Source organism: Dryocola clanedunensis subsp. sulfonylureivorans (assembly GCF_016756775.1).
GTDB lineage: Bacteria > Pseudomonadota > Gammaproteobacteria > Enterobacterales > Enterobacteriaceae > Dryocola > Dryocola clanedunensis.
In genome coordinates this window covers 73,923-99,627 of sequence record NZ_JAERMU010000006.1, presented here as the reverse complement: position 1 = coordinate 99,627, position 25,705 = coordinate 73,923, and the positions used below count along the sequence as shown (strand labels likewise).

Sequence of the window (25,705 nt, the reverse complement as noted above, 5' to 3'; positions counted from 1 at the left end):
CCTTATTGCCGCTGTGCCGGCAACCGCGCGGCTTTGTTAACGTCATACCACCAGGTATCGAATCCAGAGGTATACAACGGATGAATGGCTGGTTTTGAGAATTTATTCCACCAGGCAAAACGGTCCGCCGTCATGTACCACATCGGGATCATATAGAAGTTCCAGGTTAGCACACGGTCAAGCGCCCGCCCCAGCGGCAGCAGCTTTTTCTTGTCGCCCTGATTGGCAATGATCTGGTCAATGAGCTTATCGATAACCGGGCTTTTCACGCCGGGGGCGTTATAGGTGGAGTCCACGTACTCAGAGGCCCAGGAGATTTGCACGTCTGCGCTTGGATAAGGCATGGCGCTGTAGAGGGTTGGCATCATGTCATAATCCCTGTTACGCAGACGGTTGGTCAGCTGGGAGTTATCCACCTGGCGGATCTCCATCGTTATCCCGAGTCGCTCAAGATTGTGCTGGAAAGGTAATACCCACTGGGTGTTGCCCGTCGTACCAATCAACAGTTCAAAGGTGAAAGGTTTGCCGGTTTTCACGTTGATCAGTTTTTGATTTTTCAGCTCCCAGCCCGCCTCTTTTAACAGCTCCAGAGCTTTCAGGATGTTGTCACGGTCAAAGCCATCACCTCTGGATTGAGGTGGGGTGTAAACCGTGGTGAATACTTCTGGCGGGAGAGCCTTTTTCATTGGCGCAAGCAGAGTCAACTCGTCGGCATCAGGATAGCTGCGCGCCGCATACTCTGTATTCTGGAAGAAGCTGTTAGCACGGCTATAGGCACTGTAGAACAGCGCCTTGTTCATCCATTCAAAATCAAAAACCAGACCGACGGCCTCACGCACTTTACGATCGGCGAAAATTGGCCGCTGGATATTAAAAGCCAGCCAGCGGGCGTCCTGGGCCGCGTCATTTTCCACTTCTTCTTTGACGATAAAATGATTGGCGAAATTTTTGCCGGTATACCGCGTTGCCCAGTTTTTTGCAGAACTCTCCGCACGGAAATCAAACGCACCGGCTTTGAAAGCTTCAAAGGCGACATTATCGTCGAGGTAATAGTCGTAGCGAATAGAATCGAAATTCCAGCGTCCGCGGTTAACCGGCAGGTTGGTTGCCCAATAGTCCCTTACCCGCGAATAGGTGATGTACTGGCCCATGCGCCAGGCGGTGATTTTATAAGGACCGCTGGCCAGCGGTGGCCGGGAAAGGGGTTCGCTCAGTTTATGATCTTTCCAGAACTTCTCAGGAAAAACCGGCAGAGAAAACAAACCCAGCATTCGCTCTTTGCTGGGCTGAGCCAGCTCAATGCGCACGGTCAGCGGGGCAATAGCCTTCACTTTTGCCCCCTTATAAATCAGCCTGAACTGGGGGACGCCTTCGGTCATAAACTTATTAAAGGTGAAGGCAACGTCTTTGGCGGTAATAGGGGAGCCGTCATGAAAGCGAGCTTTGGGATTTATTTCTATTTCGGCCCAGGCAAAGTTATCGGGATAGCGAGCCATTTCGCCAACTAAGGGATAGTAGCTGCCGGGTTCGTCGTCAGAGGTGGTAAACAGCGGGTCGTATAGCGTTTCCGTTCGTACACCGGGATTACCGCGCAGCGCATAACGGTTGAAGTTATCGAAGGTGCCGATGGCTGAAAGCGTGATATTGCCACCCTTGGGAGCCGCCGGGTTCACGTAATCAAAATGGGTGAAGTTAACGGCGTATTTCGGCTCTCCCAGCACGGCAAAGGAGTAGCTCTCTTTGATGTTTTCCGCCAGGCTCTGGAGGGTGAACAGGCTAAGGCATAGTAAAAGGGATGCGCGTGCAAACATCAATCTGGTCAATCCTTGTTGAAGGGGGTAACCAGCATCGCTTCACTCCCGAAACGACTATCAGGTTAAAACCCACCGTTTTGTATCACCATGAGGCTAAATCATAAGTTAGACGGCAAAGATTGTGAAACTAATGTGCGTTTTTCAGCGCATCGTCATCCTGTCCTGACTGGTGCCAGCTAATAAGCTGGCGGAGCGTTAGCGGACGGCTGAAATAGTAGCCCTGTAAGAAATTGACGCCGCGATCGATGAGCCATTTCGCCTGTTCACGGGTTTCTACCCCCTCAGCGACTGTCGCCATATTCAGGCGTTTTGCCAGCGTAAGCACCGCGTCCAGCACCGGGGCGGTGACGGTCTCAAGGCCGATCGAGTTAACAAAACCCTGGTCTATTTTCAGATATTCAAGCGTGAAACGCTCCAGATAGATGAGCGCGCTATGGCCGGTGCCGAAGTCATCCACGGCCAGTTCAAAGCCCTGGTCGTGCAGCCAGGCAAAGATCCCCACGGCTTCTTTTTCTTTCAGCATATCGCGTTCGGTAATTTCAAAGACAATCTGAAAATGGTCAGGCGGCAGCGAGGCGGCAAAAGCCAGAATATCGTCTTTAAACGACGGGGCATGAAGGTGGCTGGGCGCAAGATTAATCCCAAGCTTTGCCCCGGGCGGAAAGATGTCCTGCAGCTGAGTTGCATCGCGAGCAATCAGTTCAAACAGATGACGGGTCAGTGGCACAATAAGCTGCTGGGCTTCTGCAAAGGCGATAAATGCGTCCGGGGGGATCATCCCGGCGGTGGGGTGTTCCCAACGCATCAGCGCCTCGATGCCCTGCATCTTTAGCGCTTCCGCATCCACGACGGGCTGATAAACCACGTAAAACTGTTCACGTTTGATGCCCGTCAGGATCTCTTTGCCCGGCCGCATGCGAACTGAAAGGAAATAGCTGCACATCACCCCGCTCAACAGACCGAAGATCAGCCCAGCCAGAATAGAGAGCTGAATATCCTCTGAGGGCCAGGCGGTGCCATAGATATAAATTTGAATCGGATAATTACTGAGGCTGGCGATGCGTGTCGGATCCGGGGGGAGCGTGCGCGTAAACTGTAGTTCCGGGGATAGCGTGGTCAGCACTTTGTCCCCAACCACAATCGCCATGGACATTACCTGACTCTGACGGGCGGTAAAAAGAAGGTAAGGGGTAAGATTCACATTCAGCGTGGTGAAAACACCGCGTCCATCGACAGCTGAATTTTTAAACCAGGCCGCGATGGTGGGTTTTCCCGGCATCATCGGCGTGCCGCTCATAATTGCCAGGTCGACATTCTTCGTTAAATCGATATCCGGCATCAGATCTTTCATGGTCATGTGCATCGAGCCGGTGGCCGATGAGCAGTAGGCGATGCCGTCATTAATAAGGAGAAACGCGCGGACGTTGACGTTGAAGGCGGCTCTGGAGGTCAGCTCACCGGTGACCAATTTGCAGTCCGCAACGGTTAACGCCTGAATACCGTCCGCGGTGGCATGAAGGTCCTCAAAAAAATGTCTTAGGTAGCTTCGTATATCCCGTGCCAGCACATCGTAACTGGACTCACGTTTATTATGCAGCACCAGGCTTGTGATGCCGCCAAAAAGCAAAGCGCTCAGCAGGGCAAACAAAATGCTGAATGAGGCAATTTGTCGCGGACTGGAAAAATAGCGGGCAAAGATTTTTTTTGAAGGCATCGGTGCAATGTTCCTGCTGATGCAAGAGACGCATAGTTTGTATGGGATTTTTTCTGACTATAGCGTAAAAGCCGTCATTGAGTCATATAGTTTCGCCACGGAACAATAATTTATATGAATAGTTAGAACGGGCGAGGGCGCTATTGAGTCCTGAAAGAGGCAACAAAAAACGCTGCCGGGGCAGCGTTTTTAGATTTCGTCTCGTCTGGTAGCCAAGGGATTTAACGACCAGTAAGAAAAGAGTTAACTACGGCTTAATACGCGACGTGCTTCGTTGTAACGTTTATTCCAGTAGGGTTCGTTCATATTGGAGATCATCACACCGCTGCTGGTGGATGCATGAACAAACTGGTTGTTCCCAATATAAATCCCTACGTGGCGGCCCGTAGAGCCTGCACGGAACAGCACTAAATCGCCGGTGCGAAGTTTGCTGCGTGACACAGATTTACCCGTATCCTGCTGCTCAGACGTTGAACGAGGCAACTCTAAACCAAACTGCTCACGGAAAGTTCGCTGCACGAATGCGGAACAGTCGATGCCTTTCTTAGTGCTGCCACCCAGACGGTAGCGCACGCCTTTCCAGCTAGCATATTGATCCATGAGACGTGATTTCACATCTACGTTACGGACCATCTCTTCGAATTCATCCTGAGAGGCTTGCAGTAAAAAACCATCTTCATTACTGACTGCATGCGTCTCAGAATGCATATTTGCGGTGTTTGTCGAACTACATGCTGACAGCATCACTGCCACAGCAACAGCGGGGATGGCCCGCAAGATATATCTCAAGATAGGTTGAGATTTGACCATTTTGTTTATTATCCCTTGATGTCCTTAACGATACGAATCGTTATACAAAAATACCAACGTGACGAGACTAATTAGCTAAGCGCCCTGAAACAATTATTACTGAACAGAAATGTGGCTTAACGCACATTTTAATTCACAAGGGAATAATTTAGGTTAGAGGCGCAAAACGCATTTGAGATTAACCGATCGACACAGGCATGGCGAGAGGTTTTCACCAGTTTTTTATAAGAAATTGTGATGTTATAAGAAGAAAAGTCACTTTGCATAATTGTTAGTCAAAAATGCGGTGGTTTCGAGCAAGGCCTTAGTGGCACAGGGCTGAAGGAGAGGTTAAATATTCGCCACTTTCGCGGCCCTGATTAAAAAACGCAGGGAGCCCTGTCGCTCCCTGCTAATTTACCGCAGACTATGTTTATTTACTGTTAATGACTTGTTTTATTTTTGCCTGGCAAATAGCGATCGAAGAGGTTAATTAACCCATCGCTGAGTGGGGTTAATAGCACCCACGGCAGGCCAACCAGCGCAATTGACAGCGACCCAACATACACATCGGTAAACCAGTGGGCGCCGATCATTATCCTTGGCGAGGCGAAAACCAAGAAAATAAGCAGCGCAATAATGAACGCTTTCGGACCAAAATAACGCAGCACGAAACCGGTGAACATCAGCAGCATTAAGCCGTGATCGCCCGGGAAACTGTCGTTCGAGGCATCTTTCGTCGGGAAGTGCAGCAGCTCGCTCACGCGATAAATATCGCTGAAATAAAGCGTAGGGCTCCGATGAGAGACCGGAATTAAATGCCCCAGCTGATTGATGATCACCGCACTAAGCAGCAGCACAATACCCATAATGACCAGGCGTCGGCGTCCTTTTGGCGTTTCACGCCACCAGAACCAGAGGAACAGAGCCCCCATAGCCAGCAGGGAGATGCCGTCAAACACCCGGTTGTTGGTCACCGCCAGCAGGACTGCGAAAGCATGGCTTTTAATCAGCCCGCCATTAAAGAAATGGAAAATACCGGAGTCCAGGTTGAACCAGAAACCATGATTTTCAGGGAGATACCAGCTAAAGAACAGCGTCAGTCCCAGGGCATTAAGTAACAGAATGAGTGGTAAATGTATTTTCATGATGCAGTTTTTCAAAATCTTATGTCGACACGGGAGGGTAGACTTGCGAGCTTAAACGTAGCTTCAACAGGGCGCTTTGCAAGCTGTTCCAGTCAGTATCATGGTCGTTTATTAATTCTATGCGGCTGTCCGGGGGGGCAACGTTCTGCGTTTCGATGTGTAAATCATCGCCCTGGCGGTTGATACGCACCAGGCCTTCAGCAATTCGCACCACGCCTTTTACTCTGCCGACCGGTGCCAGGCGCGCCCATTCAAGAATACCAACGGTGTCAAAAACGGTGTCAGCATCGAAAATCCAGCCGCAGGCCACGTAGCCCTGGCCGCTATTTATGCTGCGTCTCCAGCGCTGGTGTCCGGGTAAATTCAGCGCCGCGAGGCCGCGGTTCGCCGCATGAGCATGGCTATGTTCCTGACTTGCAGGAAGGCGACGCAGATTCTGCCGCGGCTTATCCAGCAGGCTGATATCTATCTGACCATTTTGCGTCGGGATGACGCTGCGCTCATCAGCAAACTGCCGTTGCCACTGTTCCAGCGCCTCTTGACTTTCATCCGTCCCCCGGTCGCGTTTATTCGCGATAATAATATCTGCGGCGGCGAGCTGATCGCGGAAGTTGTCATTATTGACGCTCCGCTCATCGAGCAGCTGGCGAGCATCAAGCAGACACAGCGTTGCCCGCAGGTCAATCCAGGGCTGGTAGACATCGGCGGTCAGCATATCGAGGATCTGTTTAGGATGGCCCAGGCCGGTTGGCTCAATCAGCAGGCGGTCTGGTTTTCCCTGGCGCAGCAGCGTATTCAGACCCACCTGCATAGGCAGACCGTTGACGCAGCACATACAACCGCCGGGGATCTCTTTGAGCAGGGCGCCGCTGTCGGCAAGCAGGGCGCCATCTATGCCTACTTCGCCAAATTCATTGACCAGTACGGCCCATTTTTCGTCACCGGGCTTATTCGCCAGCAGATGAAGAAGAGTGGTGGTTTTTCCACTGCCAAGAAAACCGGTAATCAGATTGGTTTTGGTCACAGTTGCTCCGGAGGCGTTAAGATCAGCCTGTATCCTGAACAACATTGGGGAAAAAAAGAAGTCCTAAAAGGGCCTGTAGCTAAACAAGGCCGCTTTAAGGGCATGGATCGTTAATTAAACCAGATTTGCCACGGCCTGTTTTGCACCTCTGGCCTGCAATTCGTCCCAGGCTGCACCTACGCACTGTACAAATCTTTCATCGTTGGGAAGGTCTTGACCAAAGATCTCATGAAGGGAAAGCAGGGCGGCAACACGTTCATTTTCAGAGCTTTGCTCGACAAGCCCTCTGATTTTTTGCGCCAGCGGGTCGCGAATATCGATAGCATTGCCTGCATCATCCACACCGCTGACATAACGCATCCAGCCCGCAATACCCAGTGCCAGACAGGACCACTCAGTGCCCTGTTGCAGATGCCAGCGTACGCTATCCAGCATACGCTGCGGGAGCTTCTGGCTGCCATCCATCGCTATCTGCCAGGTGCGATGCTGCAAGGCAGGGTTACTGAATCGCTCAAGAAGGCTGTTGGCATACTGCTGAAGGTCGACGCCTTTGACGCGCAGGGTGGGAGCCTGCTCTTGCATCATGAGCTGATGAGCGGCACGTTTGAAATGCTCATCGGCCATGCAGTCATTAATATGCTGATAGCCTGCCAGATAGCCGAGGTACGCCAGGAACGAGTGGCTGCCGTTAAGCATGCGCAGCTTCATCTGCTCCCAGGGCATCACGTCGTCCACCATCTCCACGCCGGCCACTTCCCACGCCGGGCGTCCGGCAACGAAATTATCTTCAATTACCCACTGGATAAACGGCTCGCCTGAAATCGCACACGGATCTTCTACGCCGAGCACGTCAGTAATCTCCTGCAAAGATTCTTCGGTAGCGGCAGGTACGATACGGTCAACCATCGTGCTAGGGAAAGTCACGTGTTCACGTATCCAGTCGGCCAGCGGCTGGCTGCGCTTTTCCGCCATGCCGATGACGGCGTTTCGCACGACGTGACCGTTGTCCGGGATGTTATCGCAGGAGAGAACGGTAAACGGAGGCAGGCCGCGTTCACGGCGGCGGTTCAGCGCCTCCACCAGAATGCCGGGGGCAGAGTGAGGTTCAGCAGGGTTTTGCAGGTCGTGCATGATGCGTTCGTTGGCGGCGTCCAGCTTGCCCGTCGCCGGATCGATGCAGTAGCCCTTTTCCGTCACGGTCAGCGAGACAATAGCGACCTGCGGCTCGCAGAATTTTTCAATAATTGCGTCCATGCCGTCGAGCTTTGCGTTCAGGCATTCGTTAACCGCGCCGACAATAATCGCCTGGTTCCCCTCCGGCCCTTTCTCCAGCACGGTATAAAGGTGATCCTGCGCGCGCAGGGCGCTCATCAACTTATCGCCGCTAAACAGGCTGATCTCGCAGATCCCCCAGTCACCGCCCCGAGCGTTAAGAACCCGGTCGGTAAGCAGCGCCTGGTGCGCCCGGTGAAACGCGCCGAAGCCGAAATGGACGATGCGGGTTTTCAGCGCCTGGCGGTCGTAGCCCGGCTGACGGACGCCTTCTGGCAGGGTGACGGAAGCGATTGTATTCATAAATGCAAATCCTGATTAACGTAATGATAACAATTGCAGTCTAAAGTTATATGACAGCAAATTAAATTGGTGTGCAGGGTTTATCCCTTTAATGTGAGCTTGATCAACCAATGTTGCCCGGTAAATTGACGATAAGCCGGATTGCGGTATGGTAGTCGTCATCATCTTTTCGTAGAATTGGTATGACAACTTTAAACTGAGGAACTGGTAATGGAACAAACCTGGCGTTGGTATGGCCCGAAAGACCCTGTATCACTGGATGATGTGCGCCAGGCGGGCGCGACTGGTGTGGTCACCGCTTTGCACCACATTCCTAACGGTGAAGTCTGGCCGGTCGAGGATATTAAACAGCGTCAGGCTGAGCTTGCGGCGAAAGGGCTGACCTGGTCCGTCGTCGAAAGTATCCCCGTTCACGAAGAGATCAAGACCCACAGCGGCGAGTACGACAAACATATCGCTAACTATCAGCAAAGCATCCGTAACCTGGCGGAATGCGGGATTGATACCGTCTGCTACAACTTTATGCCGATTCTCGACTGGACGCGTACCGATCTGGAATATGAACTGCCGGACGGTTCGCGAGCGCTGCGTTTTGACCAGATTGCCTTCGCGGCGTTTGAGCTGCACATCCTGAAGCGCAAAGGCGCCGAGGCAGACTACAGCGAAGAAGAGCAGCGTCAGGCGCAGGACTACTTCAATAACATGTCCGAAGCCGAAGTTGAGAAGCTGACCCGCAACATCATCGCGGGGCTGCCGGGAGCGGAAGAGGGCTATACGCTGGATCAATTCCGTGCGCGTCTTGCGGAATACGACGGCATTAACAAAGCACAGCTGCGCGAAAACATGGCTTACTTCCTGCGAGCGATCGTCGCCGTGGCCGATGAAGTCGGCGTACGTCTTGCCGTTCACCCCGACGATCCACCGCGTCCAATCCTCGGCCTGCCGCGCATTGTCTCTACCATCGAAGATATGCAGTGGCTGAAAGAGACCGTAGACAGCATCAACAATGGCTTCACCATGTGTACCGGCTCCTACGGCGTGCGTGCGGATAACGACCTGGTCCGCATGATAGAAACATTCGGCGACCGCATTCACTTCACCCACCTGCGCGCCACCTGCCGTGAAGATAACCCAAAAACCTTCCATGAAGGCGCGCACCTGCAGGGCGATGTGGATATGGTTGCGGTAGTGAAGGCGATTCTGACGGAGGAGCAGCGCCGTAAAGCGAGCGGTGATTTACGCCCGATTCCGATGCGCCCCGATCACGGCCACCAGATGCTGGACGATCTGCACAAGAAAACCAACCCGGGCTATTCGGCGATAGGCCGCCTGAAAGGGCTGGCAGAGGTGCGCGGCGTAGAGCTGGCGCTGAAGCAGATTATGTTCCCGGACCTGCTGAAATAAGCTGAACGGAGATAAAAAAACGCGCCTCAGGCGCGTTCAGACTGATGACAAACCTAAAGCGAATGCGTTTCGCAAAGATCTCACCGAATAAATAACAAGGAAAATCAATTCATTGATTTTCGCCTGCTTACCACAAAGAAGGAAAAACCACGCTTTTTCCTTCTTTGTCAGCAATCTAAACGCGCCTGAAGGCGCGTTTTTTTTGGTCGCAGGCCGGATAAGCCTGCGCCATCCGACATTTTAATTAATCAGCACGGCCCATAGAGCGCTTCTCAGCGATATGAATGCGGATCTTCTCGCCGGTCACCATGTATTCAGGAACCTGAATCACCAGGCCGGTGGACATAGTGGCGGGCTTGGTGCGGGAGCTTGCAGACGCGCCTTTGATGCCAGGGGCGGTTTCAACGATTTCCAGATCCACGGTCTGCGGCAGCTCCAGCGCCAGCAGCTGGCCGTCCCAGGTCAGCACCTGCATGTCAGGCATGCCGCTTTCCGGGATGAACTGCAGCTCGTCTTCGATCTGGTCTTTGGTGAAGATGTACGGCGTGTAATCTTCTTTATCCATGAACACGTATTCGTTGCCGTCGATATAAGAGAAATCAACGAAACGACGGGTCAGGGTAATGGTATCGACGATATCGTCACCTTTGAAACGCTCTTCCACCTTCTGCCCGGTACGGACGTCGGAAAAACGCATCTTATAAAGGGTAGCCGCGCCGCGTGCGCTCGGTGACTGGATATCGATATCTTTAACAATCAGCAGCTTGCCGTTGTGGTTAAGGACCATACCCTTTTTGATTTCGTTAGCTCTTGCCATCGGTGTTTCCTGTAAAATTTGAGAGGCGAAAATATTGCGACAAATTACTCGCGAGGGGCAGTTCAGGCAAGCGGATTTCATCGCTGGTGAGACAAAGTATAAATGTGCGTAGTAAAGGCGGAGCGGGGCTGCTACAGTCCGCCCACTTAGCCAGCCCACCGGAGTAATGCTGATGGACTGTCGTCCTGATTGCGGCGCCTGTTGCACCGCACCTTCCGTATCCAGCCCGATACCCGGCATGCCCAACGGCAAACCGGCAAATACTCCCTGCGTTCAGCTCGGCGACGATATGCGCTGCAAAATCTTTCTTTCGCCGCTGAGGCCAAAGGTTTGCGCCAGCCTGCAGGCCAGCCGCGAAATGTGCGGCACAACGCGGGCGCAGGCGATGGATTATCTCATCTGGCTTGAGGCCGCAACGGTCCCCTAAACGTCTTTGATGCGCAGCAGGCAGTAAGCCGTAATGACTACCATGCCCAGCGCAATAAAGAACACGGTGTGATAGCTCCAGATTTCAGCCACCACTCCGGCCATTGAGCCAGCAATAATCCAGCCCACGCGCGTGGTGTTGGTATACAGCGTAGTGGCCGCGCCCGCCTGTCCCGGCATCAAATCCTGGAAGTAGAGCATGCCAATCCCCGCCAGAATGCCGATGAAAATCGCGTTCAGCAGCTGTAGCCCCAGCAGCATCATCTCGTTGTGCAGCGTCAGCATGCCGATATAGAACAGCAGGCCAGCAACCAGCGAGATACGCATCAGGAAGCGTTTCCCAAAGCGTTTTGCGTAGTAGCCCGCAATCAGCATGGTGGGGATTTCAAGGCCCGCCGCCGTTCCCATCATCACCCCCGCCAGCTTCTCCGGCAGATGCAGTTCGTTAATGATATAGAGCGGCATATTAATGATGTACAGGCTGTTGCAGCCCCACATCATGGTGCAGGCCACGAACAGCAGCAGCGCATCGCGGCGGTTGCGGCGAGGGGCTTCCAGCTTGCCGGTCGCCGCAGCGGGCGCTTTACGCATCGACGGCAGGAATAGCCAGACCATCAGGCTGCACACCACAAAGGCAAAGGCGGCGCTCAGATACATGGTGGTGAAGCCAAAGCCCAGCGCCAGCGCGTAGGCGATTGGCGGGCCGATAACCCAGGCCAGGGAAACCTGCGCGCGTAAAATCGAGCTGAACATCACGGCTTCGCGGCCGGTGCGGTCCGCGTGCTCGCGGGCCAGGGCGAACATCTGCGGGTTCGCGGTAGAGCCGAAGCTGCTCAGGAACACCCCAACGAACAGCAAAACAAAGTAGTTGCGGTTCCACGCAAACAGCAGGCAGGCCAGCGCGCCGAGCAGGCAGCAGACAAAAATCAGCGCCTTGCGATCCCCTTTACGGTCTGAACGTCCCGCCAGGAACTGGCTGACCAGAATGCCGATAACCGCGCTGCCGGTAAAAAAGAAGCCAACCAGCGCCGGACGGACGTGGACTTCCGTCGCCAGAAACAGGCTCAGGGTAGGCGTTTGCAGCGCGCCTGCAATACCGGTTAAAAAAGCTACAATCAAGAAGGCGGATGACGTCAGATCGAGGGGCTTGCGGGCCGCGGCCACTGGGGTGTTTTGCATGGGGTCAGGGTCGTTGATGAGTGAACGCGCGGAGTTTACGCGCCTTGTGAGCGAATAAACAGCGCTTCAAATCAAAAGGGACACAAAAAGTCAAAACGGCGTTCTGATTAAGTTTTGCTAAAGCTGAAGTTTGCTGAAGCTTAAAAGAAGGCCGGGCTTTATTTCAGCTCTGACGTTTTGGTGAGCATAAAAATGTGCGTAACCTCAAAATTCCAGTAAACAAATCGCAACAGTGCTTGCCTGATTTGCGGGAAATACACACACTCATTGAAACGTTTCAGCGTCGTCTTGTTGCCATTGTCACACCAGAGGGCGCTTTTTTTCTCATAACAGCTGAATCGTTTCAATTCAGCAGAAGAGAGGATCCATGTTCCAGTTATCTGTTCAGGACATCCATCCTGGCCAAAGCGCCGGGAGTAAAGAAGAGGCCATCCGTCAGGTTGCCGCTGCACTTGTGCAGGCGGGTAACGTGGCCGAAGGCTACGTCGACGGCATGCTTGCGCGCGAGCAGCAGACCGCAACCTATCTGGGCAACGGCATCGCCATCCCGCACGGCACTACCGATACGCGCGACCTGGTGCTGAAAACCGGCGTTCAGGTCTTCCAGTTCCCGCAGGGCATTGAGTGGGCGGAAGGGCAGAAAGCCTATGTGGCAATCGGTATTGCCGCCAGCTCCGACGAACACCTGGGGCTGCTGCGCCAGCTGACGCATGTGTTAAGCGATGACGCCGTAGCTGAACAGCTGCGCACCGCTTCGACTGCAGAAGAAGTGCGTGCCCTGCTGATGGGCGAAAAACAAAGCGCCGCGCTGCTGTTTGACAACTCCCTGCTGGCGCTGGACGTCACCGCAAGCGATCTCATGACATTACAGGCGCTGAACGCTGGCCGCATCAAACAGGCTGGCGCGGCGGATGCCTCCTTTGTCAGCAACGTCGTTTCCAACAGGCCGCTGTATCTCGGTCAGGGTATCTGGCTCAGCGACAGCACCGAAGGCAACCTTGCCAGCGCGGTGGCTATCAGCCGTCCGTCCGCTGCTTTTGAAGCGGAAGGCGAGCCGGTCTCCATGCTGATGACCGTAGCCGTCGCCGACGACCAGCCGCTACAGGTACTGAATCGCCTTAGCGACCTGCTGATCAACAATAAAGCAGAGCACCTGCTGAACGCGGATGCGCCGACTTTGCTGACGCTGCTGACCAGCGATGCCGCACCGGCTGAAAACGTGCTGACGGAAGAGTTCACCATCCGCAACGAACACGGCCTGCATGCCCGTCCGGGTACGATGCTGGTGAATACCATCAAGCAGTTCAGCAGTGATATCACCGTGACCAATCTCGACGGTTCCGGTAAACCCGCTAACGGCCGCAGCCTGATGAAGGTTGTCGCGCTGGGCGTGAAAAAAGGCCACCGTCTGCGCTTTACCGCCCAGGGCGATGACGCACAGCAGGCATTACAGGCTATCGGCGAAGCTATCGCCGCCGGTCTGGGCGAGGGGGCCGCATGACCAGACGTGTCGCAACAATTACGCTGAACCCGGCCTATGACCTGGTTGGCTATACCCCGGAAGTTGAACGCGGTGAAGTGAACCTCGTTCGCACGACGGGCCTGCACGCAGCGGGAAAAGGCATCAACGTCGCCAAAGTCCTTAAAGACCTGGGCATTGACGTCACCGTGGGCGGTTTCCTGGGCAAAGATAACCAGGACGGCTTCCAGCAGCTGTTCAGCGAGCTGGGCATCGCCAACCGTTTTCAGGTGGTGCAGGGCCGTACCCGCATCAACGTCAAGCTGACCGAGAAAGACGGCGAAGTCACCGACTTTAACTTCTCCGGCTTTGAAGTGACGCCGTCCGACTGGGAGCGCTTCGTTGCCGACTCCCTGAGCTGGCTGGGCCAGTTCGATATGGTTTGCGTCAGCGGCAGCCTGCCTGCGGGCGTGACGCCGGAAGCCTTCACCGACTGGATGACCCGTCTGCGCAGCCAGTGTCCGTGCATCATCTTTGACAGCAGCCGTGAGGCGCTGGTAGCCGGGCTGAAGGCCGCTCCGTGGCTGGTCAAACCAAACCGCCGCGAGCTGGAAATCTGGGCTGGCCGCAAGCTTCCTGAAATGAAAGACGTGATCGAAGCCGCGCACGCCCTGCGCGAGCAGGGCATCGCACACGTTGTTATCTCCCTGGGTGCCGAAGGCGCGCTGTGGGTGAACGCGTCGGGCGAATGGATTGCCAAACCGCCTGCCTGCGAAGTTGTCAGCACCGTGGGCGCCGGGGATTCCATGGTTGGCGGTCTGATTTACGGCCTGCTGATGCGTGAATCCAGCGAGCATACCCTGCGCCTGGCCACAGCCGTTGCGGCGCTGGCGGTGAGCCAGAGCAACGTTGGCATTACCGATCGCACCCAGCTGGCCGCCATGATGGCCCGCGTCGATCTGCAACCTTTTAACTAACAGCAGGAGAGGAATAATGAAAACGCTGCTGATTATCGATCCTACGCTTGGCCAGGCGCGCGCTTACCTCGCGAAAACCCTGCTGAGCTCCGCGGCTGCCAAAGCGCATCTGACAATTATCGACAACCCGAACGAGGCTGAACTGGCGATCGTGGTGGGCACCTCCGTCCCTGCTGACACCGCCCTGAACGGCAAAAATGTCTTCCTGGGCGATATCGACCGTGCGGTGCTGCACCCTGAGCTGTTCTTAAGCGAAGCAAAAGGCAAAGCCAAACCGTATACCGCGCCAGCTGTCGCTGCGGCACCGGCTGCGGCTGCCAAAGGCCCGAAACGTATTGTTGCCGTCACCGCCTGCCCGACCGGCGTGGCGCACACCTTTATGGCGGCTGAAGCCATCGAAACCGAAGCGAAAAAGCGCGGCTGGTGGGTGAAGGTTGAAACGCGTGGTTCCGTCGGTGCAGGCAATGCCATCACGCCGGAAGAAGTAGCCGAGGCCGATCTGGTGATCGTGGCGGCCGACATCGAAGTGGATCTGGCGAAGTTTGCCGGTAAGCCGATGTACCGCACCTCAACCGGTCTTGCGCTGAAGAAAACGGCTCAGGAGCTGGATAAGGCGCAGACCGAAGCGACCATCTTTGAAGCCAAAGGCCAGAGCGCCGCGTCTGCAAAAGAAGGCAAGAAAGAGGGGGCCGGAGCTTACCGTCACCTGCTGACCGGCGTTTCTTACATGCTGCCGATGGTTGTTGCTGGCGGCCTGTGTATCGCGCTCTCCTTCGCCTTTGGTATCGAAGCTTTCAAAGAGCCTGGCACGCTGGCTGCCGCACTGATGCAAATTGGTGGAGGTTCCGCCTTTGCGCTGATGGTGCCGGTACTGGCGGGTTACATTGCGTTCTCCATTGCTGACCGTCCTGGCCTGACGCCGGGTCTTATCGGCGGTATGCTGGCCGTGAGCACCGGCGCGGGTTTCATCGGCGGGATCATTGCCGGTTTCCTTGCGGGCTACGTGGCGAAAGCGATCAGCACTAAGCTGAAGCTGCCGCCAAGCATGGAAGCGCTGAAGCCGATCCTGATTATTCCGCTGATTTCCAGCCTGGTGGTTGGCCTGGCGATGATCTACCTGATCGGTACGCCGGTTGCTAAAATTCTTGAAGGTCTGACCCACTGGCTGCAAACCATGGGCACCGCAAACGCGGTACTGCTTGGCGCGATCCTCGGCGGTATGATGTGCACCGATATGGGCGGCCCGGTGAACAAAGCGGCTTACGCTTTCGGTGTTGGCCTGCTGAGTACCCAGACGTACGCACCAATGGCGGCGATTATGGCTGCGGGCATGGTGCCACCGCTGGCGCTGGGCCTGGCTACGCTGGTTGCTCGCCGTAAGTTCGCTAAATCCGAGCAGGAAGGCGGTAAAGCGGCGCTGGTGCTTGGCCTGTGCTTCATTACTGAAGGGGCGATTCCGTTCGCGGCCCGTGACCCGATGCGCGTTCTGCCTTGCTGTATCGTGGGTGGCGCGGTAACAGGGGCTATCTCCATGGCGGTTGGCGCGAAGCTGATGGCACCGCACGGCGGTCTGTTCGTTCTGCTGATCCCTGGTGCGATTACGCCGGTGCTGGGTTATCTGATTGCGATTGTGGCGGGCACGTTGCTGGCAGGTTTGTCTTACGCCTTCCTGAAACGTCCGGATGCCGAGCTGGCTGCTAAAGCCGCTTAATCTCCGCATTAACAGTAAGTTGACCCCAACGCCTCCGGTTGCCACCGGGGGCGTTTTTAGTTTCCACTTCCGGCAAGCCTTGCTTACAACGTCATTTGTTACCTGAATGTTGCTAAATGAACCATATGGTTCAATTATTAAGGCTCTCCCACACGGTTGCCGAGGAAAGTATGCAGCGTTCAATTGCCACAGTTTGTCTTGCCGGTACGTTACCCGAAAAACTTCACGCCATTGCCAGAGCAGGCTTTAGCGGGGTGGAAATCTTTGAACCCGATCTCCAGGCTTATCAGGGCAGCGCTCGCGATGTAGCGAAGCTCGCCGGCAGCCTGGGCTTAGAGATTTTGTTGTACCAGCCGTTTCGTGACTTCGAAGGCATGCCGGAAGCGCTGATGGAGACAAACCTCGAGCGGGCGCGCAGAATGTTCGAGACGATGAATCAGCTGGGCTGCGAAAAGCTATTGCTGTGCAGCAACGTAGACGAGCAGTGCGACGCGAGCCGGGATAAGCAGATTAGCGACCTGGGCAGGATAGCCGAGCTTGCCCGCCAGCACGGTGTGAAAGTGGGCTATGAGGCGCTGGCCTGGGGCAGGCATGTCAACCGCTATCAGCAGTCGTGGGACCGGGTAAAAGCCGTTAACAGCGCGTCTTTGGGGATAGTGCTGGACAGCTTCCACGTGCTGGCCCTGGGGGATGAACTCAATCTGGCAAACATCCCGCTGGAGAAAATCTTTTTTGTCCAGCTGGCGGATGCGCCGCGTAAAGATCTGGATGTGCTGCAATGGAGCCGCCACTACCGCTGCGTGCCCGGCATGGGCGAGCTGCCGGTGCTGGCGTTCGCCAGAACGCTGGTGGACAAAGGCTATCGGGGGCCGTGGTCGCTGGAGATTTTTAATGATGAGTATCAGCAGGCAGAGCCGGGCAAGATCGCGAAAGCAGGATTTGAGTCGCTGCGGTGGCTGGAAGAGAATTTAAGCGAGCGTTTAGTGAAGTTTGCCTGAAAGTTACCGGCGGATGACGTTAACGCTTATCCGCCCAACGAAAATGGGTGTAGGGCGGATAAGCGCCAGCGTCATCCGCCGTAATAAAATTATGCCACAGCGGCTTCGTGCTGCTGGGCTTTCAGCCAGGCGATCTCTTCGGCCCAGATATCCGGATTGGTCGTTTCCAGAATCAGCGGGATGCCGTCGAAGCGGCTGTCGCGCATCAGCCACGCAAAAGGCGTATGGCCAATATTACCTGCGCCCAGGCTGTTGTGGCGGTCAACCCGGCTGCCGAATTCGCTTTTGGCATCGTTCAGGTGCATGCCGCGTAAATACTGGAAGCCGACGATGCGTTCGAATTCGCTGAACGTTTTCTCGCAGTCCTCTTCGGTCCGCAGATCGTAGCCCGCCGCAAACGCGTGGCAGGTGTCAATGCAGACGCCAACGCGGGATTTGTCCTCCACGCCGTCGATAATCGCCGCCAGATGCTCAAAGCGGAAGCCCAGATTGCTGCCCTGGCCCGCGGTGTTTTCGATAACCGCCACCACGTCTTTGGTTTTATCCAGCGCGATGTTGATGGACTGGGCGATTTTCGCCAGGCACTCTTCTTCAGGTATTTGCTTCAGGTGGCTGCCTGGGTGGAAGTTCAGCAGCGTCAGCCCGAGCTGTTCGCAGCGCTGCATCTCATCCAGAAAGGCCTCGCGGGATTTTTCCAGCGCCTCTTCAACCGGATGGCCCAGGTTAATCAGATAGCTGTCGTGAGGCAGGATCTGGCCCGGCCCGTAGCTGTACTTTTCGCAGGCGCGTTTGAAGTTGCTGATGACTTCATCGGTGAGCGGCGCGGCCCGCCATTGACGCTGGTTTTTAGTAAACAGGGCAAAAGCGGTAGCGTCCAGTTCGTGGGCGCGAACGGCGGCGTTTTCTAATCCGCCCGAGGCGCTGACGTGCGCTCCAATAAACTTCATCTTTGTTTCTCCTGTCAAAACCCGCTACCGGGAAAACGCAATGATAGCGGGTTAGCAGGTAAATTTCTCTCATCAGGCCATTAAATGGTGGATGCCCAGGTTAATGGCCGCACCGCCGACGATAAGCCAGATGAACAGCACCAGCGCCATCAGCAGAGGACGCACCCCGGCTTTCTTCAGTGCGCCAATGTGGGTGGTCAGGCCCAGCGCCGCCATCGCCATTGCCAGCAGGAAGGTATCCAGCGTTACCAGCGCGTTCACCAGGCTTACGGGCAGCAGGTGGAGAGAGTTGAAGATGGCGACCACGATGAACAGCACGGCGAACCACGGGATGGTGATTTTGCTCGCCTGTGCCGCACCAGCCGGAGCAAGCTGCTTAACGCGCGCCGCAAGGAAAATCAGGAACGGTGCCAGCATCATGACGCGCAGCATTTTGGCGATCACCGCCGCGTTCTCCGTTTCCGGGCTGATGGCATGGCCTGCCGCCACAACCTGCGCAACTTCATGCATGGTCGAGCCGGTATAAATCCCGAAGGTTTCAGGCGTAAACCACTGGGTGACAAACGGATAAATCATCGGGTAGATGAATATCGCCAGCGTCCCGAAGATAACCACGGTCGCTACGGCCACGGTGACTTTGCTGGCCTCCGCTTTGACTACGGGTTCGGTGGCCAGAATCGCTGCCGCACCGCAGATGCTGCTGCCCGCGCCAATCAGCCAGCTGGTTTGTTTATCCAGCCCAAACACCTTCTGTCCAAGCCAGCAGGCGAGGGTAAAGGTGCTTGTTAGGGTCAGAATGTCGATGATAATACCGCTGGCGCCGACGTCGGCGATTTGCGAAAACGTCAGGCGGAAGCCATAAAGAATAATCCCCAGGCGCAGCAGATGCTGCTTAGCGAACAGCACGCCGCCGTCGCACTGCTGCCAGATTTTTGGGTACAGGGTATTACCGACGACCATGCCGCATAAAATAGCCAGCGTCAGCGCGCCCAGCCCAAGCCCGGTAACGGACGGGATATTGCCCATCCACAGAGCAAATGCAGTAATGATACCGGTCAGCGCCAGCCCTGGCAGGAAATGCCGCAGGGTGTGACGCGGTGCGGGAATAGTGTGTGCAGTCATAGCCTTCTCCTTTGTGATGGCAAAAGGATAGGGCGGGCTGGCTTAAAAATAAAATTGATTATATATTTATAATCAATCGAAATAAGTGTTAAGGCGAAAGGCAATGCACATCACGCTGCGGCAGTTAGAAGTTTTTGCTGAGGTATTAAAAAGCGGCTCTACCACCCAGGCCTCGCAGATGCTGGCCCTGTCGCAGTCCGCCGTCAGCGCGGCGCTGGCGGATCTGGAAGGGCAGCTCGGCGTTCAGCTGTTTGACCGCGTGGGCAAGCGGCTGGTGGTGAACGAGCACGGAAGGCTGCTTTACCCGCGCGTGGTGGGCCTGCTCGAACAAGCAGGAGAAATAGAACAGCTCTTCCGCGAAGCCAACGGCGCGATTCGCGTCTACGCCAGCAGCACCATCGGCAACTATATTCTGCCGGAGATGATCGCCCGCTATCGCCGTGATTTCCCCGCGCTGCCGCTGGAGATGAGCGTCGGCAACAGCCAGGACGTGATCAATGCGGTGGCGGATTTCCGCGTCGATATCGGCCTTATCGAAGGCCCAAGCCATATGACGGAGCTGGTCACCGAGCCCTGGCTGGAGGACGAGCTGGTCGTCTTTGCGGCACCTTCAGCCCCCTTGCTGAAAGAGCCTGTAACCCTCGAGTCGCTGGCAAAGCAGCAGTGGATCCTGCGTGAGAAAGGTTCAGGCACGCGTGAAATCGTTGACTACCTGCTGCTCTCCCATCTGCCGCAGTTCCATCTGGGCATGGAGCTGGGCAACTCGGAGGCCATCAAACACGCGGTGCGCCACGGCCTTGGCATCAGCTGTTTGTCCCGCCGGGTAATCCAGGAGCAGCTGGAAACCGGCTCGCTGGTGGAGGTCGAGGTGCCATTGCCCAAACTTAAGCGCACGCTTTACCGCATTCATCATCGCCAGAAGCATATCTCGAATGCTTTGCAGCGTTTTTTGCGCTATTGCGAGGAATCGGTTTAACCCCCATCCGGTGAAGCCTCGCGCTCCTTCGTCGGCAGCGTGAAGCTGAAACAGCTGCCGTGGGGAGCGTTCGGCTGCGCCGTCAGCCTGCCCTGGTGCCGTTCGATAATGGAATGGCTGATGGTCAGCCCCATCCCCATGCCCTGCGCCTTAGTGGTGTAAAACGAATCAAAAACCCGCTCCCGGACTTCAGGAGGCAGGCCCGTGCCGTTGTCCGTAACGTGCAGGGCCACCGAGGCCTCATCAGGGTTACCGGTGACTATGCGCAGCGTGCGGGTGCGGCCGGTGACATCGGCCATCGCCTCCACGGCGTTGATCACCAGGTTGATGAGCACCTGCTGGATCTGCACGCTGTCGGCAAAAATAAAGCTCCTGTCGGCCTTCAGTTCGTACTCCACGGCCACCCTTCGTTGTTCAATTTCGCTGCGCGACAGCGTCATAATGTGGCGCACCAGGTAGTGCAGGTCGATACGGCAGAAGTGGGATTCCCGCTTGCGCGTCAGGGCCTGGATGCTGCGGATTATCTCCCCCGCGCGCTGGCCTTCCGCGACGATTTCCTCCAGTCCGGCGCGAATATTATCGTGTCTTACCGGATCGTGATTCAGCCAGCGCAGGCTGGCCCCCGCGTTCGAGACTATCGACATCAGAGGCTGATTAATCTCGTGGGCGATGGAAGAGGTAAGCTGGCCGACGGTGGTCGCGCGGGACACGCGGGCCAGCTCCGCCTGGGCCACCCTGACGGCATCTTCCGCCTGCCGCTGCGTGGTGATATCGGTGATGGTGCCGTAATATTCGTAGATCTCGGTGCCCACCCCCACCGGGCTGCCGATGCCCAGAATGTAGCGCATGCTTCCCTGGGCATTCACGATGCGGAATTCTGCCTGTAGCGTCAGCCCGTCGCGCACCCCGTCGGTGACCACTTCGCTGACGCGCAGATAGTCGTCCGGGTGGACGAAGGTCAGAAATTCCGCCATGGAAATCATCTTCTGCTTCTCCGGCAGGCCGAGGATGCGGGCATACTCTTCGGACATGAACATCAGGTCCTGCTCAATCTCCCAGCGCCAGCTGCCGGTATGGCTGATCTGCTCCCCCAGCATCAGCGAGGTCTGGCTTGCGCGCAGCTCTTTTTCCACCCGGCGGCGCTGAATGTTCTCCTCCAGCAGCTCGGCATACAGCCGGGCCGTTTCAAGAGAGACGGCGGCGTGTGCCCCGAGCAGGCTGACGACCTTAGAGTGCTCGGCGGTAAAGACCTCGGGCATCAGGCGATTTTCCAGATACAGCACCCCGACCAGGCGTGCGCCCTTAAACATCGGCACGCAGAGCACCGCTGCGCCGGAGGTCACCAGATAGGGGTCCTGCGAGAAGGGGCTGAACTCTTCGGGTTTTCCGGTGCGGATCTCCTGCCCGGTACGGATCACCGCCGCCAGCACCGACAGCGGCATATCGCTCGCCATCGGCATATCCCTGAGGATGCGCACCCGCACGCCGTCGCTGCTGGTCAGCGCGCTCGCTTCTACCTGGGGAATATTGTTGTCCAGCACGCGAATCAGCAGCCCGCGCTGTGCTCCGGCCCGCTCCAGCAGCATGGTCATCAGGATCTCAATTAATCGTTCAAGATTGATCTCCTCCGAGAGCGCGCGGGAGGCTTTGATCACGCTTTGCAGATCGCGAATCTCTTCGTTCTGGGCGAAGGCGATGGTGTCGTAGGGGGTCGCTGGCGCCACGGAAACCAGGTGGGGATAAGCCTGCATGAGCTGGTTCACCTTCGCCTGCGCGCCGATGCGCCCCCAGGCCGCCATCGCGCCGCGAAAATGCGCGTCCGCCGCCGTGTGGTAGCCGCAGCTTGAGGCAAAGCGTCCGGCAAGCTCGTGCGCCAGCGCGTTGCCGGGGTTGAATCCCGCTTCACGGGAGAGCCGCACGGCTTTTTCGTACTGTTCCAGGGCAATGCTGTTCATGCCGTCAAGACGAACAATCTCCGCGTAGACCAGCGCTTCTTTATCGGCGAACGTCTCGGGGTTAATGCGCGCCCAGAGGGCAATCTTGTGGTGGTGGGTTTCCAGCCTGCGCCGGTGTTTCGCGGTGAAGGTTTCCGGCGTCAGCTGAACGGTGAGGGTCAGGGCGCTGTAGAGGTGCAAATCCAGCTGGTGGATGTGTCCGGGAGCCGACCAGGCGAAAGAAGCGGCCTGGTCCAGCGCGGTCTGCGCCTGCGGGTAGCTGCCGGAGATGAAGTGCGCCATGCCACGGTACAGCCAGAACCAGAAGATCAGCGTCGACATCTGCTGCGGAGCCTGTTCGGGCGCCACGGGCAGCAGGCTGTCGGGCAGCGCCTCCGCGCTTTCCCAGCTGCCCACCGGCGGTTTTCTGAGGTAGTCCACGTAGTGGCGCTGAAGCAAAAGGATGCGCTCCACGTCCTGGAACTGGGTTTTGCGCACGAAGGCCAGCCCGCGCTCGATGCTGGTCAGCACGTTATCCAGGTGATCGCCACGGCTTAAAAAGTTGATCACCTGATGGCAGGCGGCAAACGAGGCGATGGTTAAATCGCCGTGGGTGACCGCCGCCGTGAAGCAGGCTTTCGCGCATTCGGTGGTATAGGAGAGCGGCTGCGTCCAGACGCTGAGCTGGTCAAGCGGCAGCAGGGTTTTGGCTTCGCAGGCGCTGAAGCCGTGGCGCTCGACTAATTCACGGGCCTGCCGGGCATACCTGAAGCCCAGCCGGTACTCGGCGTAGCGTTCGCCAATCAGCACGCCGAACCAGCCCATTGCGGAGGTTGAAGCTCCGGTCACGCCGCGCTCAAGCGTAAGGTGCAGCATCTGGCACAGCAGCATGAAGTGCAGGTGCGGGTTGCTGAAGCTGGCGAAGATGCTGGCGCTGGACAGCAGGTTCATCACCGCTTCCGTTTCGGGATGGGCCATCTCCGGCAGGTGGGCAAACACCGCCGCCGGGTTATCGCCGATGCGATTGTTGAGCGCCTCCCAGGCGGCGTTGCACCCGCTGGCATCAGGATAGCGGTCAATGGAAATCCCGGAAACGGACAGCCAGCACAGGGTGGTTTCCAGCGCCAGCTGGTTGTCGGACTGGCGCATGTGAATTTCCGCCAGCAGGTTGGCGGCGGCGACTTTCTCCGTCATCCCGCCGGGGGAGCCCAGCAGCCGGTCGCAAAGCTGGCGGGCGGCGGCGAGGTTGCCGAGTAAAAACTCGCACTCGGCTTCCTCCAGCTCCAGCCGCAGGTCGGCAGCGTTTTCGGCAGCGCCGCCCTCCAGCGCCCTTGCGGTCTGCAGATAGCGCAGCGCCGACAGGTAATCGCCGGTCCGCCTGGCCCGCTGCGCCGCCAGCATGCTCAGCTCGCGGAACATTTTGCGCTGCGCGGGCGGCTGAACGCAGTCTATCGCCGCCGACACGTGGTGGATGGCGCGGAACAGCATTTCGTTGCCCGCGGCCAGCCGGGAGGCCTCCGCCATAATGCTGGCGGTGGTGAGATGCAGACGGCCTTTTTCAGCGCTGTCCAGCAGGGCAAAAGCCGCCTCCTGCACCTTGTCGTGGGTAAAGGCCCAGCCGTCCGTCGACAGGGTAAGCAGCTGCGCCGTGACGGCAGGATGTAGCTGATAGCGGATATCGGCATCGGAGATGCTCAGCACGCGGCTGACGGTATCCAGCTCGCCCCGGCTGCCCAGGCAGGCGAGGCTTCCCAGCAGCCTGCGGGTCTCCGGCGGCATTTTCTCCAGCTGCTGAAGCACCAGGCTGACGACGTTTTCGGTGTAATGGCGCGCCCGGATCGCCGCCAGATCGTAGTGCCATTTCCCCTGGTATTTGCTGTGGGTAACCAGCCCGTCCTCCACGATACGCTTGAAGAACTCGTGCAAAAAGAGCGGATTACCGCCTGTTTTCTCATGGATCAGTCTGGCAAGGTCCGGGGTGTCCGCCGAGCGCTGCTGGAAAACGTCCGCCAGCCAGCGGGCGATGGCCTTCACCGACAGCGGGGCTGGGGCAATCGCCTTTAGCCGCTGCGCGGCGCCGGACAGCTGTTCCAGCGCGCCGGAAACTCCGCTCTTGTCGGGCGTCGCGCCGTCCCGCAGGGCTATGACCATCAGCAGCGGCAGCGCGGCGCTGTTTTTCAGGATAAACGTCAGGACGTGCAGGCTGGCGGTGTCAATCCAGTGCAGATCGTCTATCAGCAGGATCAGCGGGCAGCCCGGCGTGGCAAAGGAAGTGACCAGGTTTAGCACCATGTGATCAAATCTCGCCCTGGCATCCGTCGACAGCGGATCGGGCGCGCGGTGGGACCTCGCGTCAATCAGCAGCCCAAGCTCGGGAACAAGATTAATCGCCAGCCCTTCGTAACCTTCAAGGGCGCGCGAAAGGCGCATCTTCCATACCGCAACTTCTTCAGCGGGCAGGCCGAGCAGGGTCAGCGTCAGCGAACGGAACGCAGAAGTCAGCACGCCGTAAGGCAGCGAAGCGGAAAACTGATCGACCTTGCCTATGGCGAGCAGAGCATGCCTGTTCTGCAGCTCCTTCAGGGCCGAGGCAATCAGGGAGGATTTACCGATCCCGGACGGACCGCCGATCGCCACCAGCAGGTGATTACCGCTTTGATTAACCTCGTCGAAGGCCGCGACAAGCTCCCGCGACTGTGGATGAGCGGTGTACAGCGTGTCGGTGAGATGCACCTCAGGGGAAAGATCCTGTAAGCCCGGCGTAAAAGGCGGGATGTCGCTGTTTTCGTCGAGCGTGGCCTGACAGCGGCGCAAATCCGCCACCAGGCCATCCACGGTCTGGTAACGGTTATCCGGCGACTTGGCGAGCAGGCGCAGAATGATGCCGGAAAGCATCACCGGAATCGTATTTCTGACGAGATGCGGCGGGCGGGGTTCAGAGGCGATGTGATGATGCGCCCACTCCGCCAGTCCCCCGGCGCTTAAGTCGAAGGGCAGCGTCCCCGTCAGCAGCTCGTACAGCACAATGCCGAGGCTATAAAGATCGCTGCGGCTGTCCACCGGCCGCTGGGTGCGGTTGGTGTGCTCCGGTGACATATAGGCAAGCGTGCCGCCGGAAAAAGCGAGCCGGGCCTGTTTCAGCTCTTTCGAGGTGCCGGTGGTCAGGCCGAAGCCCGCGAGGCGGCAGGCGGCGTCGCCGTTCAGAAAGATATGGCCGGGCTTGATGTCGCCGTGAATCAGGTTGCGCATGTGCATCAGGCGCAGCGGATGGCAAATGCGGATGGCCAGCGCCAGGAAGCTGGCGATACAGCTCATCGGCTGGCCCGTCACCCGCGTCAGCGGTTCGAAGGAGAAGGTCGGATAAACCAGGGCGTAGCGGCCGCGATACTGGGTGCAGGCTGCGGGCTTTACGGCCCAGGCGCTGGACAACCAGGGGCGCAGCGCAAACTCATTTTTTAGCAGCTGCGTCGCGTCCGGCTCCGCCTCATCGCTCACGGCGGTAGCCAGAATAAAGGCTCCGTCTGAAAAGGGGTGTCTGCCGTTCATCCAGGCGATGCTGCCCTCCCTGATAAGCGGCGTAAAAATCACGTCGTCCCTGAAGGAAAATAGCTGCCCTTCCTGAAGGTCGGCAAGAACGGCACGGTCGGACGGGGTCGGCTTGTTATTCATTAGGGGGTCTCACGCGATGCGT

General features: G+C 57.0%; 18 protein-coding genes. 7 read left to right on the top strand and 11 right to left on the bottom strand.

The window, feature by feature from the left end; all coding sequences use genetic code 11:
- Positions 1–2 precede the first annotated feature (2 nt).
- The 6 genes from HYQ67_RS07635 to HYQ67_RS07610 form a co-directional block, all read right to left on the bottom strand.
- Positions 3–1,811, bottom strand: a complete 1,809-nt coding sequence (locus HYQ67_RS07635; RefSeq protein ID WP_202302982.1) for an extracellular solute-binding protein — start codon at positions 1,809–1,811, stop codon at positions 3–5.
- A 130-nt stretch (positions 1,812–1,941) separates the two neighbouring features.
- Complete coding sequence (locus tag HYQ67_RS07630; protein WP_202302980.1) at positions 1,942–3,528, bottom strand: cyclic di-GMP phosphodiesterase; 1,587 nt, start codon at positions 3,526–3,528, stop codon at positions 1,942–1,944.
- 243 nt (positions 3,529–3,771) lie between these two features.
- Positions 3,772–4,338 (bottom strand): bifunctional murein DD-endopeptidase/murein LD-carboxypeptidase, encoded by a 567-nt coding sequence (mepS, locus tag HYQ67_RS07625; protein ID WP_202302978.1) that lies wholly within the window; start codon positions 4,336–4,338, stop codon positions 3,772–3,774.
- A gap of 422 nt (positions 4,339–4,760) precedes the next feature.
- On the bottom strand, positions 4,761–5,465 hold the full coding sequence (locus HYQ67_RS07620) for a phosphatase PAP2 family protein (protein ID WP_202302976.1): 705 nt from the start codon (positions 5,463–5,465) through the stop codon (positions 4,761–4,763).
- 19 nt (positions 5,466–5,484) lie between these two features.
- Positions 5,485–6,489, bottom strand: a complete 1,005-nt coding sequence (locus HYQ67_RS07615; protein ID WP_202302974.1) for a GTP-binding protein — start codon at positions 6,487–6,489, stop codon at positions 5,485–5,487.
- Positions 6,490–6,603: 114 nt separating this feature from the next.
- Positions 6,604–8,064, bottom strand: coding sequence for a mannitol dehydrogenase family protein (locus HYQ67_RS07610; protein WP_202302972.1), 1,461 nt, complete (start codon positions 8,062–8,064; stop codon positions 6,604–6,606).
- Between the two features lie 210 nt (positions 8,065–8,274).
- Between HYQ67_RS07610 and uxuA the strand changes: the two genes are divergently transcribed.
- On the top strand, positions 8,275–9,468 hold the full coding sequence (gene uxuA / locus HYQ67_RS07605) for a mannonate dehydratase (RefSeq protein ID WP_202302970.1): 1,194 nt from the start codon (positions 8,275–8,277) through the stop codon (positions 9,466–9,468).
- Between the two features lie 244 nt (positions 9,469–9,712).
- On the opposite strand, the gene yeiP is transcribed toward uxuA, so the two are convergent.
- A complete protein-coding gene (yeiP, locus tag HYQ67_RS07600; protein WP_202302968.1) occupies positions 9,713–10,285 on the bottom strand; it encodes an elongation factor P-like protein YeiP in 573 nt (190 codons plus the stop codon).
- 172 nt (positions 10,286–10,457) lie between these two features.
- Here yeiP and HYQ67_RS07595 point away from each other — a divergent pair, with 172 nt between their 5' ends.
- The gene (locus tag HYQ67_RS07595) at positions 10,458–10,712 is read left to right on the top strand and encodes a YkgJ family cysteine cluster protein (protein WP_202302966.1); all 255 of its coding nucleotides are present in this window, start codon (positions 10,458–10,460) and stop codon (positions 10,710–10,712) included.
- On the opposite strand, the gene setB is transcribed toward HYQ67_RS07595, so the two are convergent.
- Positions 10,709–11,890: a sugar efflux transporter SetB gene (gene setB, locus HYQ67_RS07590; RefSeq protein WP_202302964.1), complete on the bottom strand. Its 1,182-nt coding sequence runs from the start codon at positions 11,888–11,890 to the stop codon at positions 10,709–10,711. The genes HYQ67_RS07595 and setB overlap by 4 nt on opposite strands.
- A 367-nt stretch (positions 11,891–12,257) precedes the next feature.
- On the opposite strand from setB, the gene fruB reads away from it, so the two are divergent.
- The 4 genes from fruB (at position 12,258) to HYQ67_RS07570 (ending at position 17,035) form a co-directional block, all read left to right on the top strand.
- Complete coding sequence (gene fruB, locus HYQ67_RS07585) at positions 12,258–13,391, top strand: fused PTS fructose transporter subunit IIA/HPr protein (protein ID WP_202302962.1); 1,134 nt, start codon at positions 12,258–12,260, stop codon at positions 13,389–13,391.
- Complete coding sequence (gene fruK, locus HYQ67_RS07580; protein ID WP_202302960.1) at positions 13,388–14,326, top strand: 1-phosphofructokinase; 939 nt, start codon at positions 13,388–13,390, stop codon at positions 14,324–14,326. The genes fruB and fruK overlap by 4 nt, the downstream gene beginning before the upstream one ends.
- 16 nt (positions 14,327–14,342) lie before the next feature.
- The gene (fruA, locus tag HYQ67_RS07575) at positions 14,343–16,037 is read left to right on the top strand and encodes a PTS fructose transporter subunit IIBC (protein WP_202302958.1); all 1,695 of its coding nucleotides are present in this window, start codon (positions 14,343–14,345) and stop codon (positions 16,035–16,037) included.
- Between the two features lie 170 nt (positions 16,038–16,207).
- Positions 16,208–17,035, top strand: coding sequence for a sugar phosphate isomerase/epimerase family protein (locus HYQ67_RS07570; protein WP_202302956.1), 828 nt, complete (start codon positions 16,208–16,210; stop codon positions 17,033–17,035).
- An 89-nt stretch (positions 17,036–17,124) separates the two neighbouring features.
- Here HYQ67_RS07570 and nfo read toward each other — a convergent pair whose 3' ends face one another.
- Complete coding sequence (gene nfo / locus HYQ67_RS07565; RefSeq protein WP_202302954.1) at positions 17,125–17,982, bottom strand: deoxyribonuclease IV; 858 nt, start codon at positions 17,980–17,982, stop codon at positions 17,125–17,127.
- Positions 17,983–18,054: 72 nt separating this feature from the next.
- Positions 18,055–19,104, bottom strand: a complete 1,050-nt coding sequence (locus tag HYQ67_RS07560) for a YeiH family protein (protein ID WP_202302952.1) — start codon at positions 19,102–19,104, stop codon at positions 18,055–18,057.
- 103 nt (positions 19,105–19,207) lie between these two features.
- On the opposite strand from HYQ67_RS07560, the gene yieE reads away from it, so the two are divergent.
- Positions 19,208–20,080 (top strand): DNA-binding transcriptional regulator YeiE, encoded by an 873-nt coding sequence (yieE, locus tag HYQ67_RS07555; RefSeq protein ID WP_202302950.1) that lies wholly within the window; start codon positions 19,208–19,210, stop codon positions 20,078–20,080.
- On the opposite strand, the gene HYQ67_RS07550 is transcribed toward yieE, so the two are convergent.
- Positions 20,077–25,683: an ATP-binding sensor histidine kinase gene (locus tag HYQ67_RS07550; RefSeq protein WP_202302948.1), complete on the bottom strand. Its 5,607-nt coding sequence runs from the start codon at positions 25,681–25,683 to the stop codon at positions 20,077–20,079. The genes yieE and HYQ67_RS07550 overlap by 4 nt on opposite strands.
- Positions 25,684–25,705: the final 22 nt, after the last annotated feature.